Origin of the sequence: uncultured Sphingopyxis sp. (assembly GCF_900078365.1) — a bacterium.
GTDB lineage: Bacteria > Pseudomonadota > Alphaproteobacteria > Sphingomonadales > Sphingomonadaceae > Sphingopyxis.
This window is the reverse complement of sequence record NZ_LT598653.1, coordinates 182,373-207,080: the sequence shown is the minus strand read 5'-3', so window position 1 is coordinate 207,080 and position 24,708 is coordinate 182,373. Positions and strand designations below refer to the sequence as shown.

General features: G+C 65.9%; 21 protein-coding genes. 14 read left to right on the top strand and 7 right to left on the bottom strand.

Features of this window, described 5'->3' with window-relative positions; all coding sequences use genetic code 11:
* Positions 1-18 precede the first annotated feature (18 nt).
* Both QZL87_RS00945 and QZL87_RS00940 read right to left on the bottom strand, forming a co-directional pair.
* Entirely contained in the window at positions 19-771 is a 753-nt protein-coding gene (locus QZL87_RS00945; RefSeq protein ID WP_295322667.1) for an FkbM family methyltransferase, read from the bottom strand.
* Entirely contained in the window at positions 768-1,748 is a 981-nt protein-coding gene (locus QZL87_RS00940) for an NAD(P)H-quinone oxidoreductase (RefSeq protein WP_295322665.1), read from the bottom strand. The genes QZL87_RS00945 and QZL87_RS00940 overlap by 4 nt, the downstream gene beginning before the upstream one ends.
* A gap of 148 nt (positions 1,749-1,896) precedes the next feature.
* Here QZL87_RS00940 and QZL87_RS00935 point away from each other — a divergent pair, with 148 nt between their 5' ends.
* Positions 1,897-2,094: a DUF1192 domain-containing protein gene (locus tag QZL87_RS00935; RefSeq protein WP_295322662.1), complete on the top strand. Its 198-nt coding sequence runs from the start codon at positions 1,897-1,899 to the stop codon at positions 2,092-2,094.
* Positions 2,095-2,203: 109 nt separating this feature from the next.
* On the opposite strand, the gene QZL87_RS00930 is transcribed toward QZL87_RS00935, so the two are convergent.
* Both QZL87_RS00930 and QZL87_RS00925 read right to left on the bottom strand, forming a co-directional pair.
* Positions 2,204-3,688: a heme peroxidase family protein gene (locus QZL87_RS00930; protein ID WP_295322660.1), complete on the bottom strand. Its 1,485-nt coding sequence runs from the start codon at positions 3,686-3,688 to the stop codon at positions 2,204-2,206.
* 199 nt (positions 3,689-3,887) lie between these two features.
* Positions 3,888-5,360 (bottom strand): ATP-binding protein, encoded by a 1,473-nt coding sequence (locus QZL87_RS00925; RefSeq protein WP_295322658.1) that lies wholly within the window; start codon positions 5,358-5,360, stop codon positions 3,888-3,890.
* Positions 5,361-5,601: 241 nt separating this feature from the next.
* On the opposite strand from QZL87_RS00925, the gene QZL87_RS00920 reads away from it, so the two are divergent.
* From QZL87_RS00920 to glnA, 6 genes are all read left to right on the top strand, one after another.
* Positions 5,602-5,871: a hypothetical protein gene (locus QZL87_RS00920; protein ID WP_295327080.1), complete on the top strand. Its 270-nt coding sequence runs from the start codon at positions 5,602-5,604 to the stop codon at positions 5,869-5,871.
* 521 nt (positions 5,872-6,392) lie between these two features.
* Positions 6,393-8,732, top strand: a complete 2,340-nt coding sequence (gene clpA, locus QZL87_RS00915; RefSeq protein WP_295322656.1) for an ATP-dependent Clp protease ATP-binding subunit ClpA — start codon at positions 6,393-6,395, stop codon at positions 8,730-8,732.
* A gap of 166 nt (positions 8,733-8,898) precedes the next feature.
* On the top strand, positions 8,899-9,738 hold the full coding sequence (gene map / locus QZL87_RS00910) for a type I methionyl aminopeptidase (RefSeq protein WP_295322653.1): 840 nt from the start codon (positions 8,899-8,901) through the stop codon (positions 9,736-9,738).
* Between the two features lie 208 nt (positions 9,739-9,946).
* The gene (locus QZL87_RS00905) at positions 9,947-12,133 is read left to right on the top strand and encodes a PQQ-dependent dehydrogenase, methanol/ethanol family (RefSeq protein WP_295322650.1); all 2,187 of its coding nucleotides are present in this window, start codon (positions 9,947-9,949) and stop codon (positions 12,131-12,133) included.
* Between the two features lie 450 nt (positions 12,134-12,583).
* Entirely contained in the window at positions 12,584-12,922 is a 339-nt protein-coding gene (locus QZL87_RS00900) for a P-II family nitrogen regulator (protein WP_295322647.1), read from the top strand.
* Positions 12,923-12,993: 71 nt separating this feature from the next.
* Positions 12,994-14,406, top strand: coding sequence for a type I glutamate--ammonia ligase (glnA, locus tag QZL87_RS00895; RefSeq protein WP_295322644.1), 1,413 nt, complete (start codon positions 12,994-12,996; stop codon positions 14,404-14,406).
* A 310-nt stretch (positions 14,407-14,716) separates the two neighbouring features.
* On the opposite strand, the gene QZL87_RS00890 is transcribed toward glnA, so the two are convergent.
* On the bottom strand, positions 14,717-15,370 hold the full coding sequence (locus QZL87_RS00890; protein ID WP_295322641.1) for a hypothetical protein: 654 nt from the start codon (positions 15,368-15,370) through the stop codon (positions 14,717-14,719).
* A 1-nt stretch (position 15,371) separates the two neighbouring features.
* On the bottom strand, positions 15,372-15,578 hold the full coding sequence (locus tag QZL87_RS00885; protein ID WP_295322638.1) for a helix-turn-helix transcriptional regulator: 207 nt from the start codon (positions 15,576-15,578) through the stop codon (positions 15,372-15,374).
* A 129-nt stretch (positions 15,579-15,707) separates the two neighbouring features.
* Between QZL87_RS00885 and QZL87_RS00880 the strand changes: the two genes are divergently transcribed.
* The 4 genes from QZL87_RS00880 (at position 15,708) to argJ (ending at position 20,637) form a co-directional block, all read left to right on the top strand.
* Complete coding sequence (locus tag QZL87_RS00880) at positions 15,708-16,226, top strand: hypothetical protein (RefSeq protein WP_295322635.1); 519 nt, start codon at positions 15,708-15,710, stop codon at positions 16,224-16,226.
* A gap of 174 nt (positions 16,227-16,400) precedes the next feature.
* Positions 16,401-17,711 (top strand): M20/M25/M40 family metallo-hydrolase, encoded by a 1,311-nt coding sequence (locus QZL87_RS00875; RefSeq protein WP_295322633.1) that lies wholly within the window; start codon positions 16,401-16,403, stop codon positions 17,709-17,711.
* 95 nt (positions 17,712-17,806) lie between these two features.
* Complete coding sequence (locus tag QZL87_RS00870; RefSeq protein WP_295322632.1) at positions 17,807-19,240, top strand: aldehyde dehydrogenase family protein; 1,434 nt, start codon at positions 17,807-17,809, stop codon at positions 19,238-19,240.
* 170 nt (positions 19,241-19,410) lie between these two features.
* On the top strand, positions 19,411-20,637 hold the full coding sequence (gene argJ, locus QZL87_RS00865; protein WP_295322630.1) for a bifunctional glutamate N-acetyltransferase/amino-acid acetyltransferase ArgJ: 1,227 nt from the start codon (positions 19,411-19,413) through the stop codon (positions 20,635-20,637).
* A 13-nt stretch (positions 20,638-20,650) separates the two neighbouring features.
* On the opposite strand, the gene QZL87_RS00860 is transcribed toward argJ, so the two are convergent.
* Positions 20,651-21,814, bottom strand: a complete 1,164-nt coding sequence (locus QZL87_RS00860) for a Gfo/Idh/MocA family oxidoreductase (protein ID WP_295322629.1) — start codon at positions 21,812-21,814, stop codon at positions 20,651-20,653.
* A gap of 95 nt (positions 21,815-21,909) precedes the next feature.
* Between QZL87_RS00860 and QZL87_RS00855 the strand changes: the two genes are divergently transcribed.
* The 3 genes from QZL87_RS00855 to QZL87_RS00845 are packed head-to-tail and all read left to right on the top strand — an operon-like array spanning position 21,910 to position 24,701.
* A complete protein-coding gene (locus tag QZL87_RS00855; RefSeq protein WP_295322628.1) occupies positions 21,910-22,296 on the top strand; it encodes a c-type cytochrome in 387 nt (128 codons plus the stop codon).
* Positions 22,297-22,312: 16 nt separating this feature from the next.
* Positions 22,313-23,356, top strand: a complete 1,044-nt coding sequence (locus QZL87_RS00850; protein WP_295322627.1) for a sugar phosphate isomerase/epimerase — start codon at positions 22,313-22,315, stop codon at positions 23,354-23,356.
* 43 nt (positions 23,357-23,399) lie between these two features.
* Positions 23,400-24,701 (top strand): MFS transporter, encoded by a 1,302-nt coding sequence (locus QZL87_RS00845; RefSeq protein WP_295322626.1) that lies wholly within the window; start codon positions 23,400-23,402, stop codon positions 24,699-24,701.
* The last annotated feature ends 7 nt before the right edge of the window (positions 24,702-24,708 follow it).

Sequence of the window (24,708 nt, the reverse complement as noted above, 5' to 3'; positions counted from 1 at the left end):
AAGCCTTCTATCCTGTCCCTAGCAATCGGGCAGGGCAAACCAGTTCCCGGCCCCCTCGGGGCGTTCCTCGACGAATATGCGCTGCTTGCGGTCGAAATAGGCGAAGCGATAACCGAGCGCCGAAAGGAAGGCTCGGCACTCCGAATCGTTGGCGTTGGCCTCGAGCATGAGAATGGGCCGTGAGGCGGCCAAGGTGGCGCGCATTCCCTGAAGCACCTGGAGCTCGAAGCCTTCGACGTCGATCTTCACGACGTCGGGGGCAATGCCGAGTTCGTCGAACGGCACGATATCGACCGCAAGATCGGCGATCGTTGCCTTGCGCGCCGTCTCCCGCTCCAGCCTGGCACAATGCGCCTCGGCCTCCTCGCGACTGAGGCTGGCGCGCGTGGTGATGGGCAGGTCGCCGACTTGCGGCACATAGAGCGCCATTGATGCCCTTCGGTCTCCGAGACCAAGCTTGCGATAGGAAAAGCGCGGCCCAAGCAATCGCCGCACGAAATCGAGTTCGGGCCAGAGCGCCGGATTCGGTTCGAAGGACATGATCTCGTGCGCGGGGAGAATGAACGCGAGCGCGACGGCGGACTGTCCGCCGTTCGCCCCGATGTCTACCGCCAGGCCCCGTCGATCTCGCCGGCACGCGAAGGCGAGCAGGTCGGGCTCATCCGGACGCCGCAGCATATATTGACCGACCAGCATCGCCTGGCGCGCCAAGCCATAAATACGCGGATTCGAAATAAAGCGGCGCAGGAAAGTCCGGATCGCCGCGATCATCGGACCTCCAGCACGATCTTCCCCACATGCGCGCCCGCCTGCATCCGTGCATGCGCGGCCGCCGCCTCGGCGAGCGGGAAGGCCTGATCCATCGCGGGCTTCCACGCGCCCTCGGACAGGCGCGGCCATAGCGTGCGGTGAATCTCGTCGGCGAGCAGCGCCTTGAACTCGCTACTGCGCGCGCGCAGCGTCGATCCGGTCAGCGTCAGCCGGCGCCGCATCACCTCGGGCACGTCGATCTGGGCCTTCGCGCCGCGCTGAAAGGCGATCGAGACGTGGCGGCCGTCGTCGGCGAGGCAGGCGAGGTTGCGCGGCACATAGTCACCGCCGACCATATCGAGCACGACGTTCACGCCCGCACCGCCGGTGAAGGCCTTCACCGCCTCGACATAATCCTCCGACGCATAGTCCACGGCGAGATCGGCGCCGAGCGCCGTCGCGGCGGCGCATTTATCGGCGCTGCCGCAGGTCACCACGACCTTGATGTCGAACAGCTTGCACAGCCCGATCGCGGTGGTGCCGATGCCGCTGGTGCCGCCATGGACGAGCACCGTCTCGCCCTCGCGCACATAGCCGCGCTCGAACAGATTGTGCCAGACGGTGAAGACGGTCTCGGGCAGCGCCGCGGCCTCCGCCATCGAAAAGCCCTTCGGCACCGGAAGGCAGCTGCCCGACGGCGCGACGCAATATTCGGCATAGCCGCCGCCCGCGACGAGCGCGCACACCGCCTGCCCCAATTGTTCGGGATCGCCGCCCGGCCCGACCGCGACGATGGTCCCCGCAATCTCCAGCCCCGGCAGGTCCGACGCGCCCGGCGGCGGCGGATAATAGCCCATGCGCTGCAGCACGTCGGGGCGGTTCACCCCCGCGGCGGCGACGCGGATCAGCACCTCGCCGGGGCCCGGCTGCGGCACCGGCCGCACCTCCGGTTGCAAGACCTCTGGCCCGCCCGGCTCGCGAAACGCGATGGCGGTCATTTCTGCTGGCACGCTCGTCACTTCAATCCCCCACTGGTCCCGTTTCCATCACCCCTGCCCCGCCTTATTGACAGTGCGGCGACACGGGTCAACAGTCGCGCGCCTTTATCAACGACATATCAGGGACCAGCGAGAGAAAGGACGTGCCATGGACGATGACGACCTTCCCCGCCGCCAGGGCGACGCGCTCGCCGCGCTGACCCGCCAATCGCTCGACCCGCTGTCGGTCGCCGAACTCGACGAACGCATCGCCCGGCTCGAACGCGAGATCGAACGGGTGAAGGCGCACAAGGCCGCCGCCGGCGGCTTCAAGGCGAGCGCCGAGGCGCTGTTCAGGAAGGGGTAGAAGAGCCCCGTCATTGCGAGCGAAGCGAAGCAATCCAGGGCGGCGTTGCACCGCTCTGGATTGCCACGTCGCTTCGCTCCTCGCAATGACGCGCGAAGAGGGCTTCTCCTCACGCCACCTTGGCGTAGCGCAGCAGGTCGATCATCCGGAAATCGTCGCCCTTCTTCGACGGATCGACCGTCGGCAGGAAAGGCTGCCATTCGGGGTCCTGCGCCAGATAGGAGCCCTTGTCGCCCTCGATCAGCCCGAGGAAGACCTCGGTCACGATCCGCGCGCCGACGGGGCCGAGCCGTTCGCCATTCTCCACGATCTGCGCCTCGCGCAATATATAGAACCAGAGCGGCGTGCGGTCGTCGAAGCCGTGCGGCTTGAGGTCGGCAAGGTCGCCCTTCGACAATATGGGCATCTGCATCGCGCGCGCGACCCGCTGCCCCGACGGCAGCGCGAAGGTCAGGTGGCGGAGCAGGTTGCGCTGCGCCAGCGACGCCGGGTTGGTCTTGGGATCGGGGTTGGGCACGACCGAGCCCGGCAGGCGGAACAGCGCGGTCGACAGCGTCGTGTCGATCTTCTTGTTCGGCTTCACATTGCCGTCGCCGAAATCGAAGAAGGTCGGCCAGTCGATGAAGCGCCGCGGCGCGCGGCAGCCGCCCGACAGATCGTCGGGATCGTTCGGGTCCGACGGCGTCGCGGTAAAGATCATCCCGAAAAAAGGATTGCCGCCGTCGCCGGTGAAGTTCGCGCGATAGGAGGGGCGCACCTGGCTGTGCCCGAAGCGATAGGCCGCGACCGAGAATTCGACCGGGATATAGGGCTCGTTGCGCCAGCTATAATATTTGCGCCCGTTTGCCAGCACATCGTCGACCACCGCGTCGCCGCACGTCTTGCGCAGGAATTCATGGACGATCATCCATTGATAGTGCCAGCGCACGATCCGCTGCGCCTCGGCGAAAATCTCGTCCGATCCGGTCAGCTTGATCTTGGTCTTCACATGGTCGACCACCTCGTTGTGAAACTTCAGGAAAGCGACCTGAAGCTGGCCGATGATCAGATTCTCGTCGTCGCGCGGGTCGGCGATCAGCGCGACATTCTGGCTGTTGCGCGGCAGGTCGAACCTGTCCGCGGTGCCCGTGGGTTCGAGCAGGAACTTGCCGCCCTTGCCGCCCTGCGTGTCATAGAGATGCGGGCTGCCGCCCGGCCCCGCGCCATAGACATTGTCGAGCCCGAAGCTCGGGGTGCGGAAATTGGCGATCTGTTCGGGATCGGCCTGCCGCTCGAGGCTCGACGTCGGGTCGAAGGTCATGTCATGGTCGAGGAACTGGCCGAGGAAGGTGAAGCCCGCGGTCAGGTTCGGGTTGTCGCTGTTCTTCGCCGACAGCGCCGGGTCGGTGATCAGCTCGGCGGGGGTCTTGTTCAGCTTGTCCTTGGCATCCATGATGCCCCCGGCCTTGCCGATCTCGATCAGCGCCGCGCGCACGTCGGGCGTGTCGGCGGCAAAGGGCGGCAATTCGCCGAACATGCGGCCGAAGCGGCCGGCGTCGGAATATTGGGAACGCGGCGGAACGATGTCGCGCGGATATACGCCGTGGCGAGGCATGGCAGTCTCTCCTCATAGGGTTATGGTCTGGGGTCGGGACGATCCACCCACCAAGGAGAGCTGGCATCCGCTGTTTTAGGTGCGACACCTGTGGCGAGGAATGCCCCGGACCGCGCGCGGGCCCAAGATTTTAGGTGGATAATTCGGGGTTAACTTGCCGGGTCGCGGTGAAATCGCGACGGAATGAGGCGATGCGCGCCTATTCGGCCTCGGTGCTGAGCCCGAGTTCGGGAATGCCGATCGAGCGCCGCCCGCCAAAATCGGCGCGCACGACGATCACGCCCTGCTTTTCCATATAGTCGACCAGCCGCCGGATGCGCCCCGGCGAGCGGCTGCCATAGGCGCGGCCGAGGATCTCGTCACCGGGGCAGGGCTCGCCCTCCATCGCGGCGCGCGCGATCTGCAGGAAGGGGGCGACCATATCGTCCGGCAGCCGGTCGGCGACGGCGAGCGCCTCGCGCCAACGCGGCTCGGCGGGGTCGAAGACACCTCCTTTCGCGAGCGCAAAGCGGCGGCGGAAGGCGGCGAGGTCGAGCGGCACCTTCTTCAGCTTCTGCATCCGGCAGCGCACCGAAAAATCCTGATAGAGAATGGATTCGCCCTGGAAGGCGCAGTCGGGATCGGCGAGCATCTCCCCGAGCGTCGCCACCACCACCGCGTCGCTCTGTTCGGCTTCTTGGACCGCCTCGAGGATGTCGAGCACCGGCGGCGCATCGGCGTCCTCGTGCAGCGCTTCGCTCGCCGCGATGCGCTCCAGCACCTCGCTCGCCGCGACCGGCTCGGGTTCGGGTGCGAAGACGCGCGGCGCCGCGGGCGCCTCCATCTCGGTGAACAGCATCGAGCGCATATCCTCGCCGCCGGCGTCCGGCAGCGGCATCAGGCCGTGCGTGCCGAGCCGCGTCGAGGTTTGCGTCGACCCGATCCGCACCGCGATCGGCCGCCGCGAGATCGCGGGACCGAGCCCGAGGAAATGCCCGCGCTCGAGGTCGCGGATCGTCTCGGCCTGCCGCCGCTCCATCCCGAGCAGGTCGGCGGCGCGCGCCATGTCGATGTCGAGGAAGGTGCGCCCCATCAGGAAATTGCTCGCCTCGGCGGCGACATTCTTCGCGAGCTTGGCGAGCCGCTGCGTCGCGATCGCGCCGGCCAGACCACGCTTGCGCCCGCGGCACATCAGGTTGGTCATCGCGCCGAGGCTCGCGCGGCGGACATTGTCGGCGACGTCGCCCGCGACGCTCGGCGCGAACATCTGCGCCTCGTCGACCACCACCAGCGCGGGAAACCAATGCTCGCGCGGCGCATCGAACAGCGCATTGAGGAACGCCGCGGCGCACGTCATCTGCGCCTCGATGTCGAGCGATTCGAGACTGAGGACGATCGAGGCGCGATGCTCGCGGATGCGCGCGCCCATCGCCGCGATCTCGCGCTCATTATAGTCGCCGCCGTTGATCACGACATGGCTGTAGGCATCGGCGAGCGTGACGAAATCGCCCTCGGGATCGATCACGATCTGCTGCACCAGCGCGGCGCTTTCCTCGAGGATGCGGCGCAGCAGGTGCGACTTGCCCGACCCCGAATTGCCCTGGACGAGCAGGCGCGTCGCGAGCAGTTCCTGCACGTCGATGCGCACGCCCTGCCCCGCACTGTCGGTCCCGATGTCGATGCTCGTCTTCACGGCCGCCGCCCTATCGGTGGCTCACGCGAATGACAACCGGGCGAGGTTTCGGATCGGCGGATTTTGGTGGAGCATCGTGCGAACCGTACGAGCCGTTTGCCCTGAGCTTGTCGAAGGGCCGTTCTTTCCTTTGGCGACGAAAGAAGAAGGACGGTGCTTCGACAAGCTCAGCACGAACGGGTTTGGGATGCGATCAGCGGAGTGGCTTGCCAATCGAGCCAAACGAGCCAATGACGCCATCATGGATTTCGACGACCAGCTCCGCCGCTATTTCGGCACCGCCGACTTGGGCGCGATCCACCCCGAGGCACACGCCGCGGGCACCGAACGCATGCGCGTCGACTTCGGCCTCGAAACCAACCCCGGCCGCCGCTTCGCGCTGTGGGCGCTGATGTACATGCTGGGCGCCGCGCCCGACCTCGATGTTGCGTTCAAGGACGAGAACGAGCGAAACACCGCCCGCGACTTTATGGATATGGTCGACCGCGCGGGGGAAGAGGCCGGCGGCTGACGACCGGAAGCTGCCATTCTTCTCCCCTCCCGCAAGCGGGAGGGGTCGGGGGTGGGCAGCGAGGGTGCGTTATGCCCACCCCGCTGCGGCTAACGAGCAAGCTCGTAAGCCTCACTGCCCCTCCCGCTTGCGGGAGGGGAACCAAACGTTCGCTCCCCCCACCCCAAAACCGCCGTTCAGCGCGGGCAAAAAAATCGCTGTCCTACATTATCCCGCCAGCATAACCTCCCTGCCATCATGCCCGCGCCCACTCTTCCCGGAACCGCTGCCCTTCCTCCCCGCAATTCCCCACGGGTATCATTATACCGAAGGGGAATGACAAGTTTGACAACTTCGGAATAAAATTGCGCGTTCGCGATCCAATTTATCAACGCGCTGTTAATCACGCCGCAACCCCCGTCATCGTAATTTCGCGGGTGTCGCCGCTTTTCCCTTGCGGTAGGGCGGCGGCGTCGCCACCTTATGTTCCTAAGGGGGCCGTCCTCTCCCCGGCCTGGTCCCCCGCAAGGAGATGAAGACCCATGCCGTCCTTTTCGGAAAGTCTCGAAAAGACCCTCCATAACGCTTTGAAGGCCGCTTCGGAGCGTCACCACGAATATGCGACGCTCGAGCATCTGCTCTCCGCGCTGATCGACGACGAGCACGCCGCCGAAGTGATGCGCGCGTGCGGCGTCGCGACCGACGACCTGCAATCGGCCGTCGTCCACTATCTCGACACCGAACTCGACAGCCTGAAGGTCGAGGGGCACAGCGACCCGTCGCCCACCTCGGGCTTCCAGCGCGTCGTCCAGCGCGCGATCCTGCACGTCCAGTCGTCGGGCAAGGATGAGGTGACGGGCGCGAACGTCCTCGTCGCGCTCTTCTCCGAACGCGAAAGCTACGCCGTCTATTTCCTGCAGCAGCAGGACCTGACGCGCCTCGACGCGGTCTCCTATCTCAGCCACGGCGTCGGCAAGGGCGGCAAGCCCTCGCCGCAGGCCGAGCCCGAGGAAAAGGAAGAGACGAAGGACAAGAGCGAAGGCAAGTCCAAGAAGGAAACCGCGCTCGACCAGTTCACCGTCAACCTCAACGAAAAGGCGCGCGGCGGCAAGGTCGATCCGCTGATCGGCCGCAATGCAGAGGTCGACCGCACGATCCAGATCCTCTGCCGCCGCAGCAAGAACAATCCGCTCTATGTCGGCGATCCCGGCGTCGGCAAGACCGCGATCGCCGAAGGTCTCGCGCGCAAGATCATCGAGGGCGACGTGCCCGAGGTGCTGCTGCCCGCGGTCATCTATTCGCTCGACATGGGCGCTTTGCTCGCGGGCACGCGCTATCGCGGCGACTTCGAGGAGCGGCTGAAACAGGTCGTGACCGAACTCGAAGGCCTGCCGCACGCGATCCTGTTCATCGACGAAATCCACACGGTGATCGGCGCCGGCGCGACCAGCGGCGGCGCGATGGACGCGTCGAACCTCCTGAAACCCGCGCTGTCGGGCGGCGTCATCCGCTGCATCGGCTCGACGACCTACAAGGAGTTCCGCAACCATTTCGAAAAGGACCGCGCTTTGCTCCGCCGGTTCCAGAAGATCGACGTGATCGAGCCGAGCCTCGAGGATACGAAAAAGATCCTCGCGGGTCTGCGCAGCGCGTTCGAAGCGCACCATCAGGTGCGCTACACGCCCGATGCGATCAACGCCGCGGTCGACCTGTCGGCGCGCTATATCAACGACCGCAAATTGCCCGACAAGGCGATCGACGTGATCGACGAGGTCGGCGCGATGCAGATGCTCGTCGCCCCGTCGAAGCGCAAGAAGACGATCACCGCGAAGGAGATCGAAGCGGTGATCGCGACGATGGCGCGCATCCCGCCCAAGTCGGTGTCGACCGACGACAAGGCGACGCTCGCCAGCCTCGAGACCGATTTGAAGCGCGTCGTCTTCGGCCAGAACACCGCGATCGAGGTGCTGTCGTCGGCGATCAAGCTCAGCCGTGCGGGCCTCCGCGATCCCGAAAAGCCGATCGGCAACTATCTGTTCTCGGGGCCCACCGGCGTCGGCAAGACCGAGGTCGCGAAGCAACTCGCGTCGATCATGGGCATTCCGCTCCAGCGTTTCGACATGTCCGAATATATGGAGCGCCATTCGGTGAGCCGCCTGATCGGCGCGCCTCCGGGCTATGTCGGTTACGACCAGGGCGGCCTGCTCACCGATGCGATCGACCAGAACCCGCATTGCGTGCTGCTGCTCGACGAGATCGAGAAGGCGCATCCCGACCTGTTCAACATCCTCTTGCAGGTGATGGACAACGGCCGCCTGACCGACCACCACGGCAAGACGGTCGACTTCCGCAACGTCATCCTGATCATGACGACCAATGCGGGCGCGAGCGACATGGCGCGCGAGTCGATCGGTTTCGGCCAGTCGACGCGCGAGGATGTGCAGGAAGAGGCGGTGAAGCGCATGTTCACCCCCGAATTCCGCAACCGCCTCGATGCGATCGTGCCCTTCGGCTATCTGCCGCCCGAGGTGGTCGCGCGCGTCGTCGACAAGTTCATCCTCGAACTCGAACTGCAGCTCGCCGACCGCAACGTCCATATCCAGCTCGACGATCCGGCGCGCGAATGGCTGACCGGCAAGGGCTATGACAAGCTCTATGGCGCGCGTCCGATGGGCCGCTTGATCCAGGAAAAGATCAAGCAGCCGCTCGCCGAGGAGCTGCTCTTCGGCAAGCTGGTCCACGGCGGCGAGGTCAAGGTGAAGATGAAGACCGGCGAGGACGCCCATGTCGGCAACCCGCTCGCCTTCGAAATCACCCCCGCCGCGCCCAAGGCCGGCAAGGGCAAGCCGAAAGCCGACAAGGCGAAGAAGGCTGCGGAGTAACTAGCTCCCCTCCCGCTTGCGGGAGGGGTAGCGAGACTTGCGGGCTTGCCCGCTAGTCGCAGCGGGGTGGGCCCTGCAACGGTGCTTGCCCACCCCAAACCCCTCCCGCAGGCGGGAGGGGCTTACTGCCCTCGCAATTCGGCGCCACATCGCCTATATCACCCTCATGTATGACTATGTCTCCGTAACCGCCGCCGACGCTGCGGCGCCCGCCCGCGTCCGCGACGGCACGATCAAGCTCCACGACGAAGCGGGCTTTGCGGGCATGCGCAAGGCGGGGCGGCTGTCGGCCGAAATCCTCGACGCGCTCGTCCCCTTCGTCCAGCCCGGCGTCACCACCGCCGCGATCGACGACCTTGTCCGCACGATGATGCTCGACGGTGGCGGCATCCCCGCGACGCTCGGCTATCGCGGCTTCACGCATAGCTGCTGCACCAGCATCAACCATGTCGTCTGCCATGGCATCCCCGACGACAAGCCGCTGCGCGAGGGCGACATCGTCAACATCGACGTGACCAGCATCGTCGACGGCTGGCACGGCGACACGAGCCGCATGTATCTGGTCGGCGAGGTGCCGATCAAGGCGAAGCGACTCGTCGAGGTCACTTACGAATGCCTGATGCTTGGCATCGAGCAGGCGAAGCCCGGGAACCGCATGGGCGACGTCGCGCACGCGATTCAGAGCCACGCCGAGCGGCACCGCTATTCGGTCGTCCGCGATTTCTGCGGTCACGGGCTCGGCCAGATGTTCCACGACGCACCCGAAGTCGTCCACGCCGGACGTCCCGGTACCGGCCCCGAGCTCAAGCCCGGCATGTTCTTCACGATCGAGCCGATGATCAACACCGGCAAATATGCGGTGAAGATGCTCAATGACGGCTGGACCGCGGTCACCCGCGACCGTTCGCTCTCGGCGCAGTTCGAACACAGCATCGGGATCACCGAAACCGGCTGCGAAATCTTCACCGCCAGCCCCAAGGGCCTGAATGCGCCGCCTTGGGCCTGATCGGCGTCGGTTTGATTTCGTCATCCCGGACTTGATCCGGGATCCATGACTTCCCGGCAGTGCTGGCCTTAGTGGACCCCGGATCAAGTCCGGGGTGACGACAGGCGCGCGCCCTTCCCCACATCCATTTTCCCGCTTGCACCCCTCGCGCTTCGGGCGCAGACTTGACGTTAACGTCAAGCATAGACGTCGAACGGGAGAGCAAGGGATGGCGAAACGGGTCTGGACGACCGCGCTGCTGGGCTGCGCGGCTTTAGCATTGGCCTCATGCAATGCGTCGAAGAATGACAGCATCTCGGGGAGCACATCGCTCGACGCGGCGGAGAAGGCCAGCGAGACCCTGCTCAGAACCGGCGGCAACGGCGATGATTGGGGCGCCATCGGCTACAGCTATGACGAACAGCGGTTCAGCCCGCTGACAGACATCAACGACCAGAATGTCGGTGACCTCGGCATCGCCTGGTTCGCCGACCTCGACGATGCGCGCGGGCAGGAAGCGACGCCCGTCGTCGTCGACGGCATCATGTATGTCACCCATGCCTGGTCGAAGGTCAGCGCATGGGACGCCGCGACCGGCAAGCCCCTGTGGAAATTCGACCCCGAGGTTCCCGGCGAGCGCGCAGTCAGCGCCTGCTGCGATGTCGTCAACCGCGGTGTCGCCGTCTGGGGCGACAAGCTCTTCGTCGGCGCCCTCGACGGCCGGCTGATCGCGCTCGACCGCAAGACGGGCAAGGAACTCTGGTCGACGCAGACCTTCGACACCTCGAAACCCTATACGATCACCGGCGCGCCGCGCGTCGTGAAGGATATGGTGCTGATCGGCAACGGCGGCGCCGAGTTCGGGGTGCGCGGCTATGTCACCGCCTATGACGCCGATACGGGCAAGGAACGCTGGCGCTTTTACACCGCGCCCAATCCGAAGAAGCAAAAGGACGGCGCGGCGTCGGACGACATTTTCGCTACCAAGGCCAACGCCACCTGGTCCGACAAGGGCGAGTGGCAGACCTCGGGAGGCGGCGGCACCGTGTGGGACGCGATCGTCTACGACAAGGATCTCGACCAGATCTACTTGGGCGTCGGCAACGGCAATCCGTGGAACCACGGGACGCGCTCGAACGGCGAGGGCGACAACTGGTTCCTCTCGTCGGTCGTCGCATTGGACGCGACCACCGGCGCCTATAAATGGCATTATCAGGAAACGCCTGCGGAAACCTGGGATTATACCGCGACCCAGCCGATCATCCTCGCCGAGCAGACGGTGGACGGCGAGCCCGCCAAAGTGCTGTACCATGCCCCGAAGAACGGCTTCTTCTTCACGATCGACCGGACAAGCGGCAAGCTGATCGACGCAAAACCCTTCGTCGACGGGATCAACTGGGCGACGGGCTATGACCTAAAGACCGGCCGTCCGATCGAGAATCCCGAATCGCGCTTCTACCGGACCGGCAAGCCCTTCATCGCGGTGCCCGGCGCGCTCGGTGCGCATAATTGGCACCCGATGAGCTACAACCCCAAGACCGGGCTCGTCTATATCCCCGCGCAGCAGATCCCGCAGGGCTATCTCCAGGACATGGACGAACTCGACAAAAGGAAGGTGCTGGGCTTCAACGTCGGCACGTCGCTGAACAAGACGATGCTGCCCGACGACAAGGCCGCGTTCCGCGCCGCGGTCGCCGCGACCACCGGCCGCCTCGTCGCCTTCGATCCGCGTACCGGCAAGGTCGCCTGGGGCGTCGACTATCCCGCCGCGTGGAACGGCGGCACGATGACGACCGCGGGCAATCTCGTCTTTCAGGGCACGAGCACCGGCCGCTTCCGCGCCTATGCCGCCGATACCGGCAGGCAGTTGCTCGACCTCGACATGCAGTCGGGGATCGTCAGCGCGCCCTCGACCTTCCGCGTGAACGGCGTGCAATATGTCGCCTTCCAGACGAGCAAGGGTGGCGCCTTCCCGCTCGTCGCCGGGGTCGCGGGCGGGGTGACGCGCAAGGTGCCGAACCTGCCGCGCCTCGTCGTGCTCAAGCTCGGCGGCACCGTGAAGCTCCCGGCACCGCCCGCCTCGACAGCACTCGCGTGGAATCCGCCGCCGCAATTCGGCACGGCGGCCGAGATCGCCGCGGGCAAGGCGCATTTCGGGCGCTATTGCATCGTCTGTCACGGCGACAGCGCGATCGGCAACGGCTTCACCCCCGACCTCCGCGTTTCGGGCACGCTCGCCAATGCCGATGCGTGGAAGGCAGTGATCATCGACGGCGCATTGAAGGACCGCGGCATGGTCAGTTTCGCACGCGTGCTCACGCCCGCCGATGCCGAGGCGCTGCGCGCCTATGTGATCGACCGGTCGAACTGGACCAAGGCGAACCTGCCCGACGCATCGGCACCGATGGGGCGGTAAGGCCTGAACGCGAACCCTCTCCGCGACCGGCTGTGGTCGTGGAGAGGGCGGAATTCTGGATCTCACACAAAGACACAAAGAGGACAGTCACTACCTGCCCGATCGCTTGTCGCCGCAGGCGACCTTCAACAGGGCGCTGCGCGCGGATGACCCGCAACGGCGGTTCGGGGCGCACCCTCTTTGTGTCTTCGTGTGAGAATGAATAAACACGCCCCCGCCACAAATGCCCATATTTTAGGCAACAAACGGACGCCGCTGCCCACTGCTTGGGCAAGCCCGCCCTTCCCCACCGCAAATCTTCGCGAAACCCCGCGATTCGCCAATTGGCACGGCTTTTGATTGGTGCAAGATGGCGGGACACCGCACCGACTCGACGGCGAACCGGACAGGCCGACCTGATCCGGCTCGATGCGCGAAGGGCGGCGGCCAGCCCAAAGGGGGACGAAAAGCGTGAAGAAGATTGAGGCGATCATCAAGCCGTTCAAGCTCGACGAAGTGAAGGAGGCGCTGCACGAGGTTGGTGTCAGCGGAATCACCGTCACCGAAGCCAAGGGTTTCGGCCGGCAAAAGGGTCATACCGAGCTGTATCGCGGCGCCGAATATGTCGTCGACTTTCTGCCCAAGGTGAAGCTCGAAGTCATCGTCGAGGACGGGATGGCGGAGCGCGTCGTGGAGGCGATCGCCGCCGCCGCGCAGACCGGCCGGATCGGCGACGGCAAGATCTTCGTCACCCCGGTGGAGCAGGCCATCCGCATCCGCACCGGCGAACGCAACGAGGACGCGCTTTAATCGCCCACATTTTTCGAAAACCCGACACCCCCCGGCACGCCGGACCATTTCGCAAGAAGGAAGCATGGACGATGGCTACGAAGCCCAAGGATATCATCGCGCGGATCAAGGAAAACGACATCGAGTGGGTCGACCTGCGCTTCACCGACCCCAAGGGCAAATGGCAGCATTTGACGATGGTCGCCTCGATCCTCGGCGAGGACGAACTCGAGGACGGGCTGATGTTCGACGGCTCGTCGATCGAAGGCTGGAAGGCGATCAACGAAAGCGACATGATCCTCAAGCCCGATCTCGACGCCGTCTATGACGATCCCTTCTCGGCCACCCCGATGCTCGTGATCTTCTGCGACATCGTCGAGCCGTCGACCGGTGAAGGCTATGCCCGCGACCCGCGCACGACGGCGAAGCGCGCCGAGGCCTATGTCGCCTCGACCGGCATCGGCGACACCGTCTATGTCGGCCCCGAAGCCGAATTCTTCATGTTCGACGACGTCCGCTTCGAAACCGGCTACAACAAGTCGGGCTTCGAGATCGACGACATCGAGCTGCCCACGAACAGCGGCCGCAGCTACGAAGGCGGCAACCTCGCGCACCGTCCGCGCGCCAAGGGCGGCTATTTCCCCGTCGCGCCGGTCGACAGCGCCGTCGACATCCGCGGCGAGATGGTCTCGACGATGCTCGAAATGGGCCTGCCGTGCGACAAGCATCACCATGAAGTCGCCGCCGCACAGCACGAACTCGGCCTGACCTTCGGCACGCTGACCCAGACCGCCGACCGCATGCAGATCTACAAATATGTCGTGCATCAGGTCGCGCACGCCTATGGCAAGACCGCGACCTTCATGCCGAAGCCGATCAAGGACGACAATGGCAGCGGCATGCACACCCACATCTCGATCTGGGAAAAGGGCAAGCCGCTCTTCGCCGGCAACGGCTATGCCGGCCTGTCGGACATGTGCCTCTATTTCATCGGCGGCGTGATCAAGCACGCCAAGGCATTGAACGCCTTCACCAACCCGACGACGAACAGCTACAAGCGCCTCGTCCCCGGCTTCGAGGCGCCGGTGCTGCTCGCTTATTCGAGCCGCAACCGCTCGGCTTCATGCCGCATCCCTTACGGCGCGGGCGCCAAGGCGAAGCGCGTCGAGTTCCGCTTCCCCGACGCGATGGCGAACCCTTATCTCTGCTATTCGGCGCTGCTGATGGCGGGTCTCGACGGCATCCAGAACAAGATCCACCCCGGCGACGCGATGGACAAGAATCTGTACGATCTGCCGCCCGAGGAGCTGAGCGAAGTTCCGACCGTGTGCGGCAGCTTGCGCGAAGCCCTCGACAGCCTGATGGCCGATCACGACTTCCTCCTGAAAGGCGACGTGTTCAGCAAGGACCAGATCGAAGCCTATGTCGAGCTCAAGTGGGACGAGGTCTATCGTTTCGAACAGACGCCGAGCCCGGTCGAGTTCGATATGTACTACAGCGCCTGACCTTTAGGGGCATTGTAGGGGGCGTCCGGTTCGGGGGAACCGGGCGCCCTTTTCGTTTGGCACGCCGTTCGTGGGTTGGCTCGGGAATGTCGGTTATCCGACCGAAAACTGCTGTTGATCCTCCCTGTCGCGCAGCGATGGGGAGGTGGCAGCGCGAAGCGCTGACGGAGGGGCGATAGCGCCGACGTTGCTGGCCCCTCCACCATTCGCTTCGCGAACGGTCCCCCTCCCCATGCCTTCGCCACAGGGAGGATCGGGAAGGGCAGCTCTCCCCCGAAGCTGCCATCCCTCTCTACACGCGCCAAGGCGCTTATGGCGGCGTCATCATCCCGCGCCGCCCCACGGCGATGAAGGTCGCGAGTAGAAAGATGCCGAACGCCGCCGATACCAGATCGAGCGGGTGCGGGCCCGCGACGAGTCCCGCCGCGGCGCCGCCACCCCAGACGATGCAGAGGACAAGCAGGATATTGCCCGCGATTGCGGACGCGTCGATCGTCAACCGCCGCCACAGCTCGTCGAGGCGCCGCCATATTGGCAGCGTGATCGCGGTGCCGATCGCCAGCAGCGCCAGCACGATCCAGAACGCGGCCGGCGCCGACACCGGCGCATTCGCGCCGTCGACTGTCGTATAGGCGAGAAGCGTCAGCGCCGCGCCGATCAGGATGCAGCTCAATGCGCTACCGCCCATATTCGCTCTTTCCTCGACGATTTCCTCGGCATCGGCGACGTTGAGCATCCGCTGCCCGAACGCACGCGGAGCCAGCACGCCCAGGCCGACGAACAGTCCCATCAGGGCGTAGATCAGGCCGACACCGGCCAGGATGATCTGCGACGGCCGCCAGGCGAGCGTCTCGCCCTCGATCAGCCACATCGCGGCAAGCATTCCGCCGCCGCCGGCGAGCGCGCCGATCAGGGCCTGCAGCGCCATCTTGCGATGCGACAGGGCACGGACTTCTGTCGTCATGTCATTCCTCCGGGATCCAGTGATCGATGAACAGCTCGCGCACTTCGAGCCCGAACAGCCGGGCCATGCGCAGCGCGAGCGGCAGGCTGGGGTCATATTTGTCGGCTTCGACCGCGTTGATCGTCTGGCGCGACACGCCGAGCCGGCGCGCCAATTCGCCCTGGCTCCAGCCCGCGCCTTCGCGATATTCCCGCACCCGATTTTCCAACGCCCAGCCCCTCCTTGTAAAGAACTCTTTACACCCCCCGGAAACGCCTGTCAAATATTCTTTACACCTCGCTCCTTACGCTTTGGTAAGCCGTTCGCCCTAAAAGACGTCGGGACTGAGGGGGTGTCGATGGTACGCGTGATGATGGCGATGGCCGCGATGCTGCTTGCGGCCGGCTGCGGCAAGATGATCGAACTGGCGAACCAGACGCGCACCGTCGCCGCGCCGCGCGAAGAGGTCTTCGCCAGAATGTTCGGTGACGACGGCGCCTTCGCGGGTCTTCCGCTCGTCACCAACGGCGGATCGACGCGGCTCTACGAACTCGTCGCCGAAAAGGGCGAGCCCGGGTTCGACAAGCTGGTCCCCGACGAACGCCCCGAGGCCTATAAGGTCAAGATCGCGGTCGCGATGGAAATCCCGCGCGAGGCGCATCTGGTTTACAGCGTCGACGATGGCGCGCTTCGCACCGGCCTCAAATTCACTTTCGAGGAATTGGCGCCCGATCGCACCCGCGTGGCGTTCACCATCGACGAACTGACCGGCGACGGCGCGAAAGGCCTTGAGGTCAACCGATCCGCGCTGAAGCGGATCGCTCGCGACGCGCTGGGCAAGCTCGACGATTTCGAGGAGGTCGGCGAGACAGCCTGAAGTGCTTCCCCGATCCTCCAGCCGGCGGGCGCAAAGGTCGATCTTCGGCACCCCGCTCTGGATGGGGGCAGGCGTCGAGCATCGCGCGGTTGCTCAAGGAGGCGCCATATCTCGGCTGAGTGCTTGCCGAGACCGGGGGAAGGCGGCACAAGGGAACGTCCAAGGAGTTCCCCCATGAAATCATTGCCCTTTGCCGCGCTCATCGCTCTCCAACTCGCTTTCGCGCCCGCTGCGGAGGCGAAGCTCAGCAAAGCCGAAAGCGGCATGGCGCAGACGGTCGAGGCCGAACAGGGCCGTAGCCTCGCGCTGCTCGAGAAACTGGTCAACCAAAACAGCGGCTCGCTCAACCTCGAAGGGGTCGAAAAGGTCGGCGCGATGATGCGCGCCGAACTCGAGCCGCTCGGCTTCAAGGTCGAATGGAAGCCGATGCGCGAAACCGGCCGCGCCGGCCACCTGATCGCGACGCACGCCGGCAAGCCCGATACCAAGCGCCTGCTCCTCATCGCGCATCTCGACACGGTGTTCGAGCCCGACTCGCCCTTCCAGCGCTTCGAACGCATGGGCGACAAGGCGAAGGGTCCGGGGGTCGGCGACGACAAGGGCGGAATGGTCGTCGTCGTCGCGGCGCTGCGCGCGATGCACGAGGCGGGGACGCTGAAGGGCGCGAACATCGAATTTCACATGACCGGCGACGAGGAAGATACGGGGCATCCGCAAGCGGTCGCGCGCGCCGACCTGATCGCCGCGGGCAAGCGCGTCGATGTCGCGCTGGGATTCGAGGGGCTGGTCCGCGATGGCGGCGCCGACATGAGCTCGATCGCGCGCCGGTCCTCGGAAAGCTGGCAGGTCACCGCGACCGGCAAGACGGGACACAGCTCGGGCATTTTCAGCGCCGATGCCGGCGACGGCGCGATCTATGAGCTCGCGCGCATCATCCACCGTTTCCGCACCGAGCTGCCCGAACCGAACCTGACCTTCAACGTCGGGCTGATCGCGGGCGGCGAGCAGGTGTCGCTCGACGAGGGCAAGATTCGCGCGAGCGCGAACGGCAAGACCAATATCATCGCCGCGACCGCGATCGCGCGCGGCGACCTGCGCACGCTTTCGGCCGAGCAGGCGGCGCGCGTGAAGGACAAGATGGCGGCGATCGTCGCCGATCATGCCCCCGGCACCGGCGCGACGCTCGCCTTCGACCCCGGCGGCTATCCGGCGATGGCGCCCACCGACGGCAACCGCGCGCTGCTGACCCGGCTCAACGCCGTCAACCGCGACCTCGGGCTCGCCGAAATGGCGGCGCTCGATCCCCTGAAGCGCGGCGCCGCCGACATCAGCTTTGTCGCGCCGCACGTCGACAGCCTCGCGGGGCTCGGCGCCTATTCGACCGGGGATCACGGCCCCGAAGAGACGGTCGACATCCCCAGCATCACGCGCCAGGCGACGCGCGCCGCGATATTGATGTCGCGGCTCGCGGCCGAAAAACGCTGACCCGCCAGTTTTGGCAGTTGGCCGCGCTTGATTCATCGGGCACAGTGATTAGGTAGCAATCCGAGACGAAATCGACCGCCGATGGGAGACAGGACATGAGCACCGAAACGCATCTCAAACAACATTATATCGGCGGCCGCTGGGTCGACTCGAAGGGCGGCAAGCTCCACGACGTGATCAACCCCGCGACCGAGGAAGCGGCCTCGACCGTCGTGCTCGGCACCGCCGCCGACGTCGACGACGCGGTCGCTGCCGCGAAGGAAGCGTTCAAGAGCTTCTCGCAGACCACCCGCGAGGAACGCCTCGAGCTGCTGAACCGCATCGTCGAGGAATATAAGAAGCGCGCACCCGATCTCGCGAAATCGATGGCGAGTGAAATGGGCGCCCCGGTCAGCTTCGCGGGCACGGCGCAGGTCGGCGCGGGCATCGGCGGCTTTCTTGGCACGATCGCCGCGCTCAAGGATTTCAGCTTCACCGAAAAATATGCCGCGGGCATGATCGCTTACGAACCGATCGGCGTCGTCGGCATGATCACGCCGTGGAACTGGCCGCTCAATCAGATCGCATTGAAGGTCGCCCCCGCGCTCGCCGCCGGCAATACGATGGTGTTGAAGCCATCGGAGGAATGCCCGGGCAACGCGGTGATCTTCGCCGAGATCCTCGACGCCGCGGGCGTGCCGCCGGGCGTCTTCAACCTAGTGCAGGGCGACGGCCCGACCGTCGGCAACGCGATCAGCGCGCATCCGGGCATCGAGATGGTGAGCTTCACCGGATCGACCCGCGCCGGCATCCTCGTCGCCAAGGCGGCGGCCGACACGGTCAAGCGCGTCCATCAGGAACTCGGCGGCAAGTCGCCGAACATCGTGCTGCCCGACGCCGATTTCGCCGCGGTGCTGCCGCCGACGGTGCAGGGCGTGCTCGTCAACACCGGGCAGAGCTGCATCGCGCCGACGCGCATCCTCGTCCAGAAGGGGCGCGAGGCCGAGGCCGTCGGCGTGATCAAGGCGATGTTCGACGGGACACAAGTGGGCGATCCGCAGGCCGAGGGCGGCCACATCGGCCCCGTCGTCAACAAGGCGCAGTTCGACAAGATCCAGGGTCTGATCCAGTCGGCGATCGACGAGGGCGCGACGCTGGAGACCGGCGGCACCGGCCTGCCCTCGAACGTCAACCGCGGCTATTATATCAAGCCCACCGTCTTCTCGGGCGTCACCCCCAACATGCGCATCGCGAAGGAAGAGGTGTTCGGCCCCGTCGCGACGATCATGGCCTATGATACGCTCGATCAGGCGGTCGAGATCGCCAACGACACCGAATATGGCCTGTCGGCGGTCGTCTCCGGCGACCCTGCCAAGGCCGCCGAAGTCGCGCCGAAGCTGCGCGCCGGCATGGTCGCGGTCAACGCCTGGGGTCCCGGTCCGGGCGCGGCCTTCGGCGGCTACAAGGCGTCGGGCAACGGCCGCGAAGGCGGGGTGTTCGGGCTGAAGGACTTCATGGAAGTGAAGTCGATCAGCGGTATACCGGCGTAATTGCCTAAGCCCTCCCCTTCAGGGGAGGGCAGCGAGACTTGCGGACTTGTTCGCTAGTCGCAGCGGGTGGGGGCCATCGGCCTTGCGCAAGGCCGATGGCCCCCACCCCAACCCCTCCCCTGAAGGGGAGGGGCTTTTTCTTTGCCCGCCACCCAGCTAAGCGCCCTCGCATGACCACCCGCTCCCCCCTCGCCCCCGCCACCTTCCCCGTCCTGCCCGGCATCGCCGGGGTCACCCTCCGCGTCGCGCGCGCGCGTTACAAGCAATGGGACCGCTGCGACCTCACCTTTGTCGAGCTCGCCCCCGGCACCAATGTCGCGGGCGTCTTCACGCGCAACGTCTGCTGCTCGTCCGAAGTCGAACTCGGCCGCGAGCAGGTGAAGGGCGGCAAGGGCCGCGCGCTGATCGTCAATGCGGGCAACAGCAACGCCTTCACCGGCTATCGCGGGCGCGAGGCGGTCGAGCAGATCATGGAGCAGGTCGCGGCTCATCTCGGCTGCGACGCGAAGGAGGTTTTCGTCAGCTCGACCGGCGTGATCGGCGTGCCGCTCCCCAAGGACAAGGCGCGCGCGGGGGTCGAGGCCGCGCTCACCGCGCAGCCTTGCTCGTGGGAAGCCGCCGCCGAAACGATCGGCACCACCGACACCTTCGCCAAGGGATCGGCCGCCAGCGCGATCGTCGGCGGCACGACCGTCCATGTCGCGGGCATCGTCAAGGGATCGGGCATGATCGCGCCCGACATGGCGACGATGCTCGGCTATATCTTCACCGACGCCGCGGTCGCACCGGCGCTGTTGCAGGACATGCTGAGCGAAGCGACCGGCGGCAGCTTCAACAGCATCACCGTCGACAGCGACACCTCGACCAGCGACACGGTGCTGCTGTTTGCGACAGGCAAAGCGGGCAACACCATGCTCACCACGCGCGACGATCCGGGCGCAGACGCGCTCTACGCCGCGATCCGGCAGGTCGCGCTCGACCTCGCGCATCAGGTCGTGCGCGACGGCGAAGGCGCGTCGAAATTCATCGAGGTGCAGGTGACCGGCGCGACCAGCGACGACAGCGCGAAACGCGTCGCGCTCGCCATCGCCAATTCGCCGCTCGTCAAGACCGCGATCGCGGGCGAGGATGCGAACTGGGGCCGCGTCGTGATGGCGGTGGGCAAGGCTGGCGAACCTGCCGACCGCGACCGGCTCGCGATCCGCTTCGGCGATCATTGGGTCGCGAAGGACGGGCTGCCGGTGGATGGTTACGACGAAGCGCCGGTCACGGCGCACCTTAAAGGCCAGGACATCCGCGTCGGCGCCGACCTCGGGCTCGGCGAAGGCCGCGCGACCGTCTGGACCTGCGACCTCACCCACGGCTACATCAGCATCAACGCCGACTACCGGAGCTGACGCCTCGCGATCGTCAGTCCGCGAGCGCGGTCCACTTCGCATCGCCTGACGCATTCGCGACCACCGCTTCGACGAAGGCCATCGTCCGCAACCCGTCGGCGATGCTGGGAAACCAGTCGGCCGCGCCGCGCGGCGGCGGGGTCGCGGCACCGGCGCGCAAGGCGCGGCCGAAGCTGCGATAGAGATTCGCGAACGCCTCGATATAGCCCTCGGGGTGTCCCGCCGGGGTGCGCAGCCGCGCCATCGCCGAGGGATCGAGTCCCGGCCCGCCGGCACGGATCACCTCGGTCGGGCGATCGAGCCAGCGCAAGGTCAGGCTGTTCGGCTCCATCTGCGACCATTCAAGGCCGCCTTTCTCGCCATGGATGCGCAGGCGCAGACCATTCTCGTCGCCCGCGGCGACCTGGCTCGCCTTGAGCACCCCGCGCGCGCCGCCTTCGAAGCGCAGCAGCGCGCTCACATCGTCGTCGAGGCGGCGGCCTGCAACATGCGTGGTCAGGTCGGCGCTGAGTGCTTCGACCGCCAGCCCCGAGACATGCTCGGCAAGCTGGAAGGCGTGCGTCCCGATGTCGCCGAGGCAACCACCGAGCCCGGCGCGCGCGGGATCGGTGCGCCATTCGGCCTGCTTGTTGCCGTCGCGGTCGATAGGCCGGCTTAGCCAGCCTTGCGAATATTCGGCCTGTACGAGCCGGATCCGGCCGAAATCGCCGCGCGCGACGCGCAGACGCGCTTCTTCGATCAGCGGATAGCCGCTATAGGTGAAGGCAAGGCCGTAGAGCTTGCCGCTGCGCCCGACCGCCGCATCGATCGCCCGCGCCTCGGCGAGGTTCAGCGCCATCGGCTTTTCAGACAGAACGTGAAAACCCGCATCGAGTGCCGCGATCGCCATCGGGGCGTGGAGATGGTTCGGGGTGACGATCGCGAGCACTTCCATCCGCTCGTCCGCGGGCAGCGCGGCTTCCGCGGCAAGCAATGTGGCGAAGGTCGCATAGCCGCGGCCGGGATCGAGCCCGAGCGCCTCGGCGCTCCGCCGGTTGCGGTCGGCGTCGGCGCTGAACGCACCGCATACCAATTCATATTCGCTATCGAGCGCGGCGGCCATACGATGCACCGCACCGATGAAGGCGCCCTCGCCGCCGCCGACCATGCCATAGCGAATTTTCGACCGACCGTTCATCGCATTCCCTCTGCCAGAATTCATAAAATTGTTTGCATTATTCGCTTTTAAACGGTTACATCATCGCACCGGCTGTTGCCAGACGGGAGAGGATAATGAAATTTCTGTTCGCCCTGCCGCTGGCGGGCGCCATATTTTCTGCATTGACGCTTGCGCCGTTTCCCGCGGCCCATGCCGGCCCGACAGGCCCCGGCGCGCAGGCGTTCGCCGCGTGCAAGGCCTGTCATACGCTCGAAGCGGGCGGCAAAAGCGTGATGGGGCCCAATTTGAACGGCCTGATGGGCCGGCAGGCGGGCTCGGTCGCCGGGTTCAACTACAGCCCGGCGCTCAAGGCCTCGAAAATTCGCTGGGACGAAAAGTCGCTCGACGAATATCTTGCCGCGCCGACCAGGAAAGTACCCGGCACGCGCATGGTCGTCAAAGTGGCCGATCCCGCGCGCCGTGCGGCGCTGATCGCCTATCTCAAGGCCGAAACCAAGTGACCGGGAAGGCAGGCGCATGAAGGGTCCGGCCGTCTTCCTCGCGCAGTTCATGGGCGACGCGGCTCCATTCGACACCTTGCCCTCGGCGGCGCGCTGGATGGCGGATGCCGGCTATGTCGGCATCCAGATTCCGACCTGGGACAGCCGCTGCATCGATCTCGCGCAGGCGGCCGAGAGTCAGGATTATTGCGACGAGCTCGCCGGCACCTGCCGCGAGGCGGGGGTCGAGATCACCGAATTGTCGACGCATCTGCAGGGCCAGCTCGTCGCGGTCCATCCCGCCTATGACGCCCAGTTCGACGCCTTCGCGCCCGTCGCGGTGAAGGGCAAGCCCGCCGAACGGCAGCAATGGGCGGTCGAACAGCTCCATCTCGCCGCTAGGGCGAGCCGGCGGCTCGGTCTTGATGCCCATGCGACTTTTTCGGGCGCGCTCGCTTGGCCCTATCTCTACCCATGGCCGCAGCGCCCCGCGGGTCTGGTCGAGGAGGCGTTCGCCGAACTCGCGAAACGCTGGCGGCCGATCCTCGACGCCTTCGACGAACAGGGCGTCGACCTCGCTTATGAGATCCATCCGGGCGAAGACCTTCACGACGGCGTGACCTTCGAACGCTTCCTCGCCGGCGTCGGCAATCATCCGCGCGCCAACATCCTCTACGATCCCAGCCATTATGTGCTGCAGGCGCTCGACTATCTCGCCTTCATCGATATTTATCACGAGCGGATCCGCATGTTCCACGTCAAGGACGCCGAACTCAATCCGACCGGGCGCTCGGGGGCCTATGGCGGCTTTCAGGACTGGGTCGATCGCCCCGGGCGCTTCCGCTCGCTGGGCGACGGACAGGTCGATTTCGGCGGGATTTTTTCGAAGCTCACGCAGTACGGCTATTCCGGCTGGGCGGTGCTCGAATGGGAATGCTGCCTGAAACATCCCGAGGACGGCGCGCGCGAAGGCGCGCCCTTCATCGCCGCGCACATGATCCGCAAGGCCGACAAGGCGTTCGACGATTTCGCGGGCGGCAGCGATCCGGCGCTCAACCGTACGATGCTGGGGCTCGACTGAAAAATAACCGGCAAAAATAATCGACAAGCGGGGAGAGGGACGCATGACCACCACATTGCACAAGGGACGCTTGTTCTGGCTCGGCGTGCTCGCGCTGTTCACCGCCGCGGCGAGCCTCGCGATCCGCGGCGCGATCGCCAGCGGGCTCAAGGCCGAATGGATCGACCCGGTCGCGCCGCTGCAGGCGGGCGAGCTGGTCGCCGCCGCGCTCGGCGCCGCCTTCCTGAGCTTCGCGATCACTTTGTTCGTCGCGAGCGCGCTGCTCGACCAGATCGGCATGAAGCGGTGCCTGGCGGGCGCGGGGCTATGCTTCATCCTCGGCCCGTTGATGATCGTCACCGCGGGCCATGTCGCGACCGGCATGACCGTCTATTGGCTCGTGTGGGCGGGCATGCTGCTCAGCGGCATCGGCTGGGGGCTGACCGAAGCGGCGATCAATCCGCTGACCGCGCAGCTCTACCCCGAAGACACGACGCACCGGCTCAACGTGCTGCACGCCTGGTTCCCCGGCGGCATCATCGTCGGCGGGCTCGCCGGCTTCTTCCTTTCGGCCGCCCTGCCGTGGCAGGGCATCATGGCGCTGGTGATGATCCCCGCCGCCGCGACCGTGATCATCGCCGCAACGACACGCTTCCCACCGCCGCTGCGCGAGCAAAGCGGCGTCAGTTTCGGCGAGATGATGGGCGAAGTATTTCGCCGCCCGAGCTTCTTCATCTGGTTCGGCGCGATGTTCCTGACCGCGGCGTCCGAACTCGCGCCCGGTCAGTGGATCGACGTCGCGCTGTCGAACCGCGTCGGCATGCGCGGCATATTGCTGCTCGTCTATGTCAACGCGCTGATGTTCGTTTTCCGCCATTTCGCGGGGCGGCTCGCCAACAAAATCTCGAATCCCGGGCTGCTCTGGGTATCGAGCCTGCTCGCGGCGATCGGCCTGTTCATGCTCAGTCAGGCGCAGTCGCCGGTCGCGGCGATCCTCGCCTCGACCGTCTGGGGCCTCGGCGTCTGCGTGATGTGGCCGACGATGCTCGCCTCGGTCGCCGAACGCTATCCGCGCGGCGGATCGTGGGCGATGGGGCTCGTCGGATCGGCCGGCGCGCTCGCCAGCTTTTTCGTGCTACCGCAATTGGGCGCGATGTTCGACCGCGCCAAGATCGAGTTCGCCGGGGGGCCCGAAGCCTTCGCGCGGCTCACCGGCGCCGCCAAGCTCGCGGTCGAGGACGCCGCCGCGTCGCTCTCCTTCCAGCGGCTCGCGATCCTGCCCCTCGTGCTGCTCGCCGTGTTCGGCTTCATCTGGCTGCGCGAGCGCGGCAAGTCGCGCGCGGCGCTCGCGGGCGAGGCGGCGTGACGCTCTC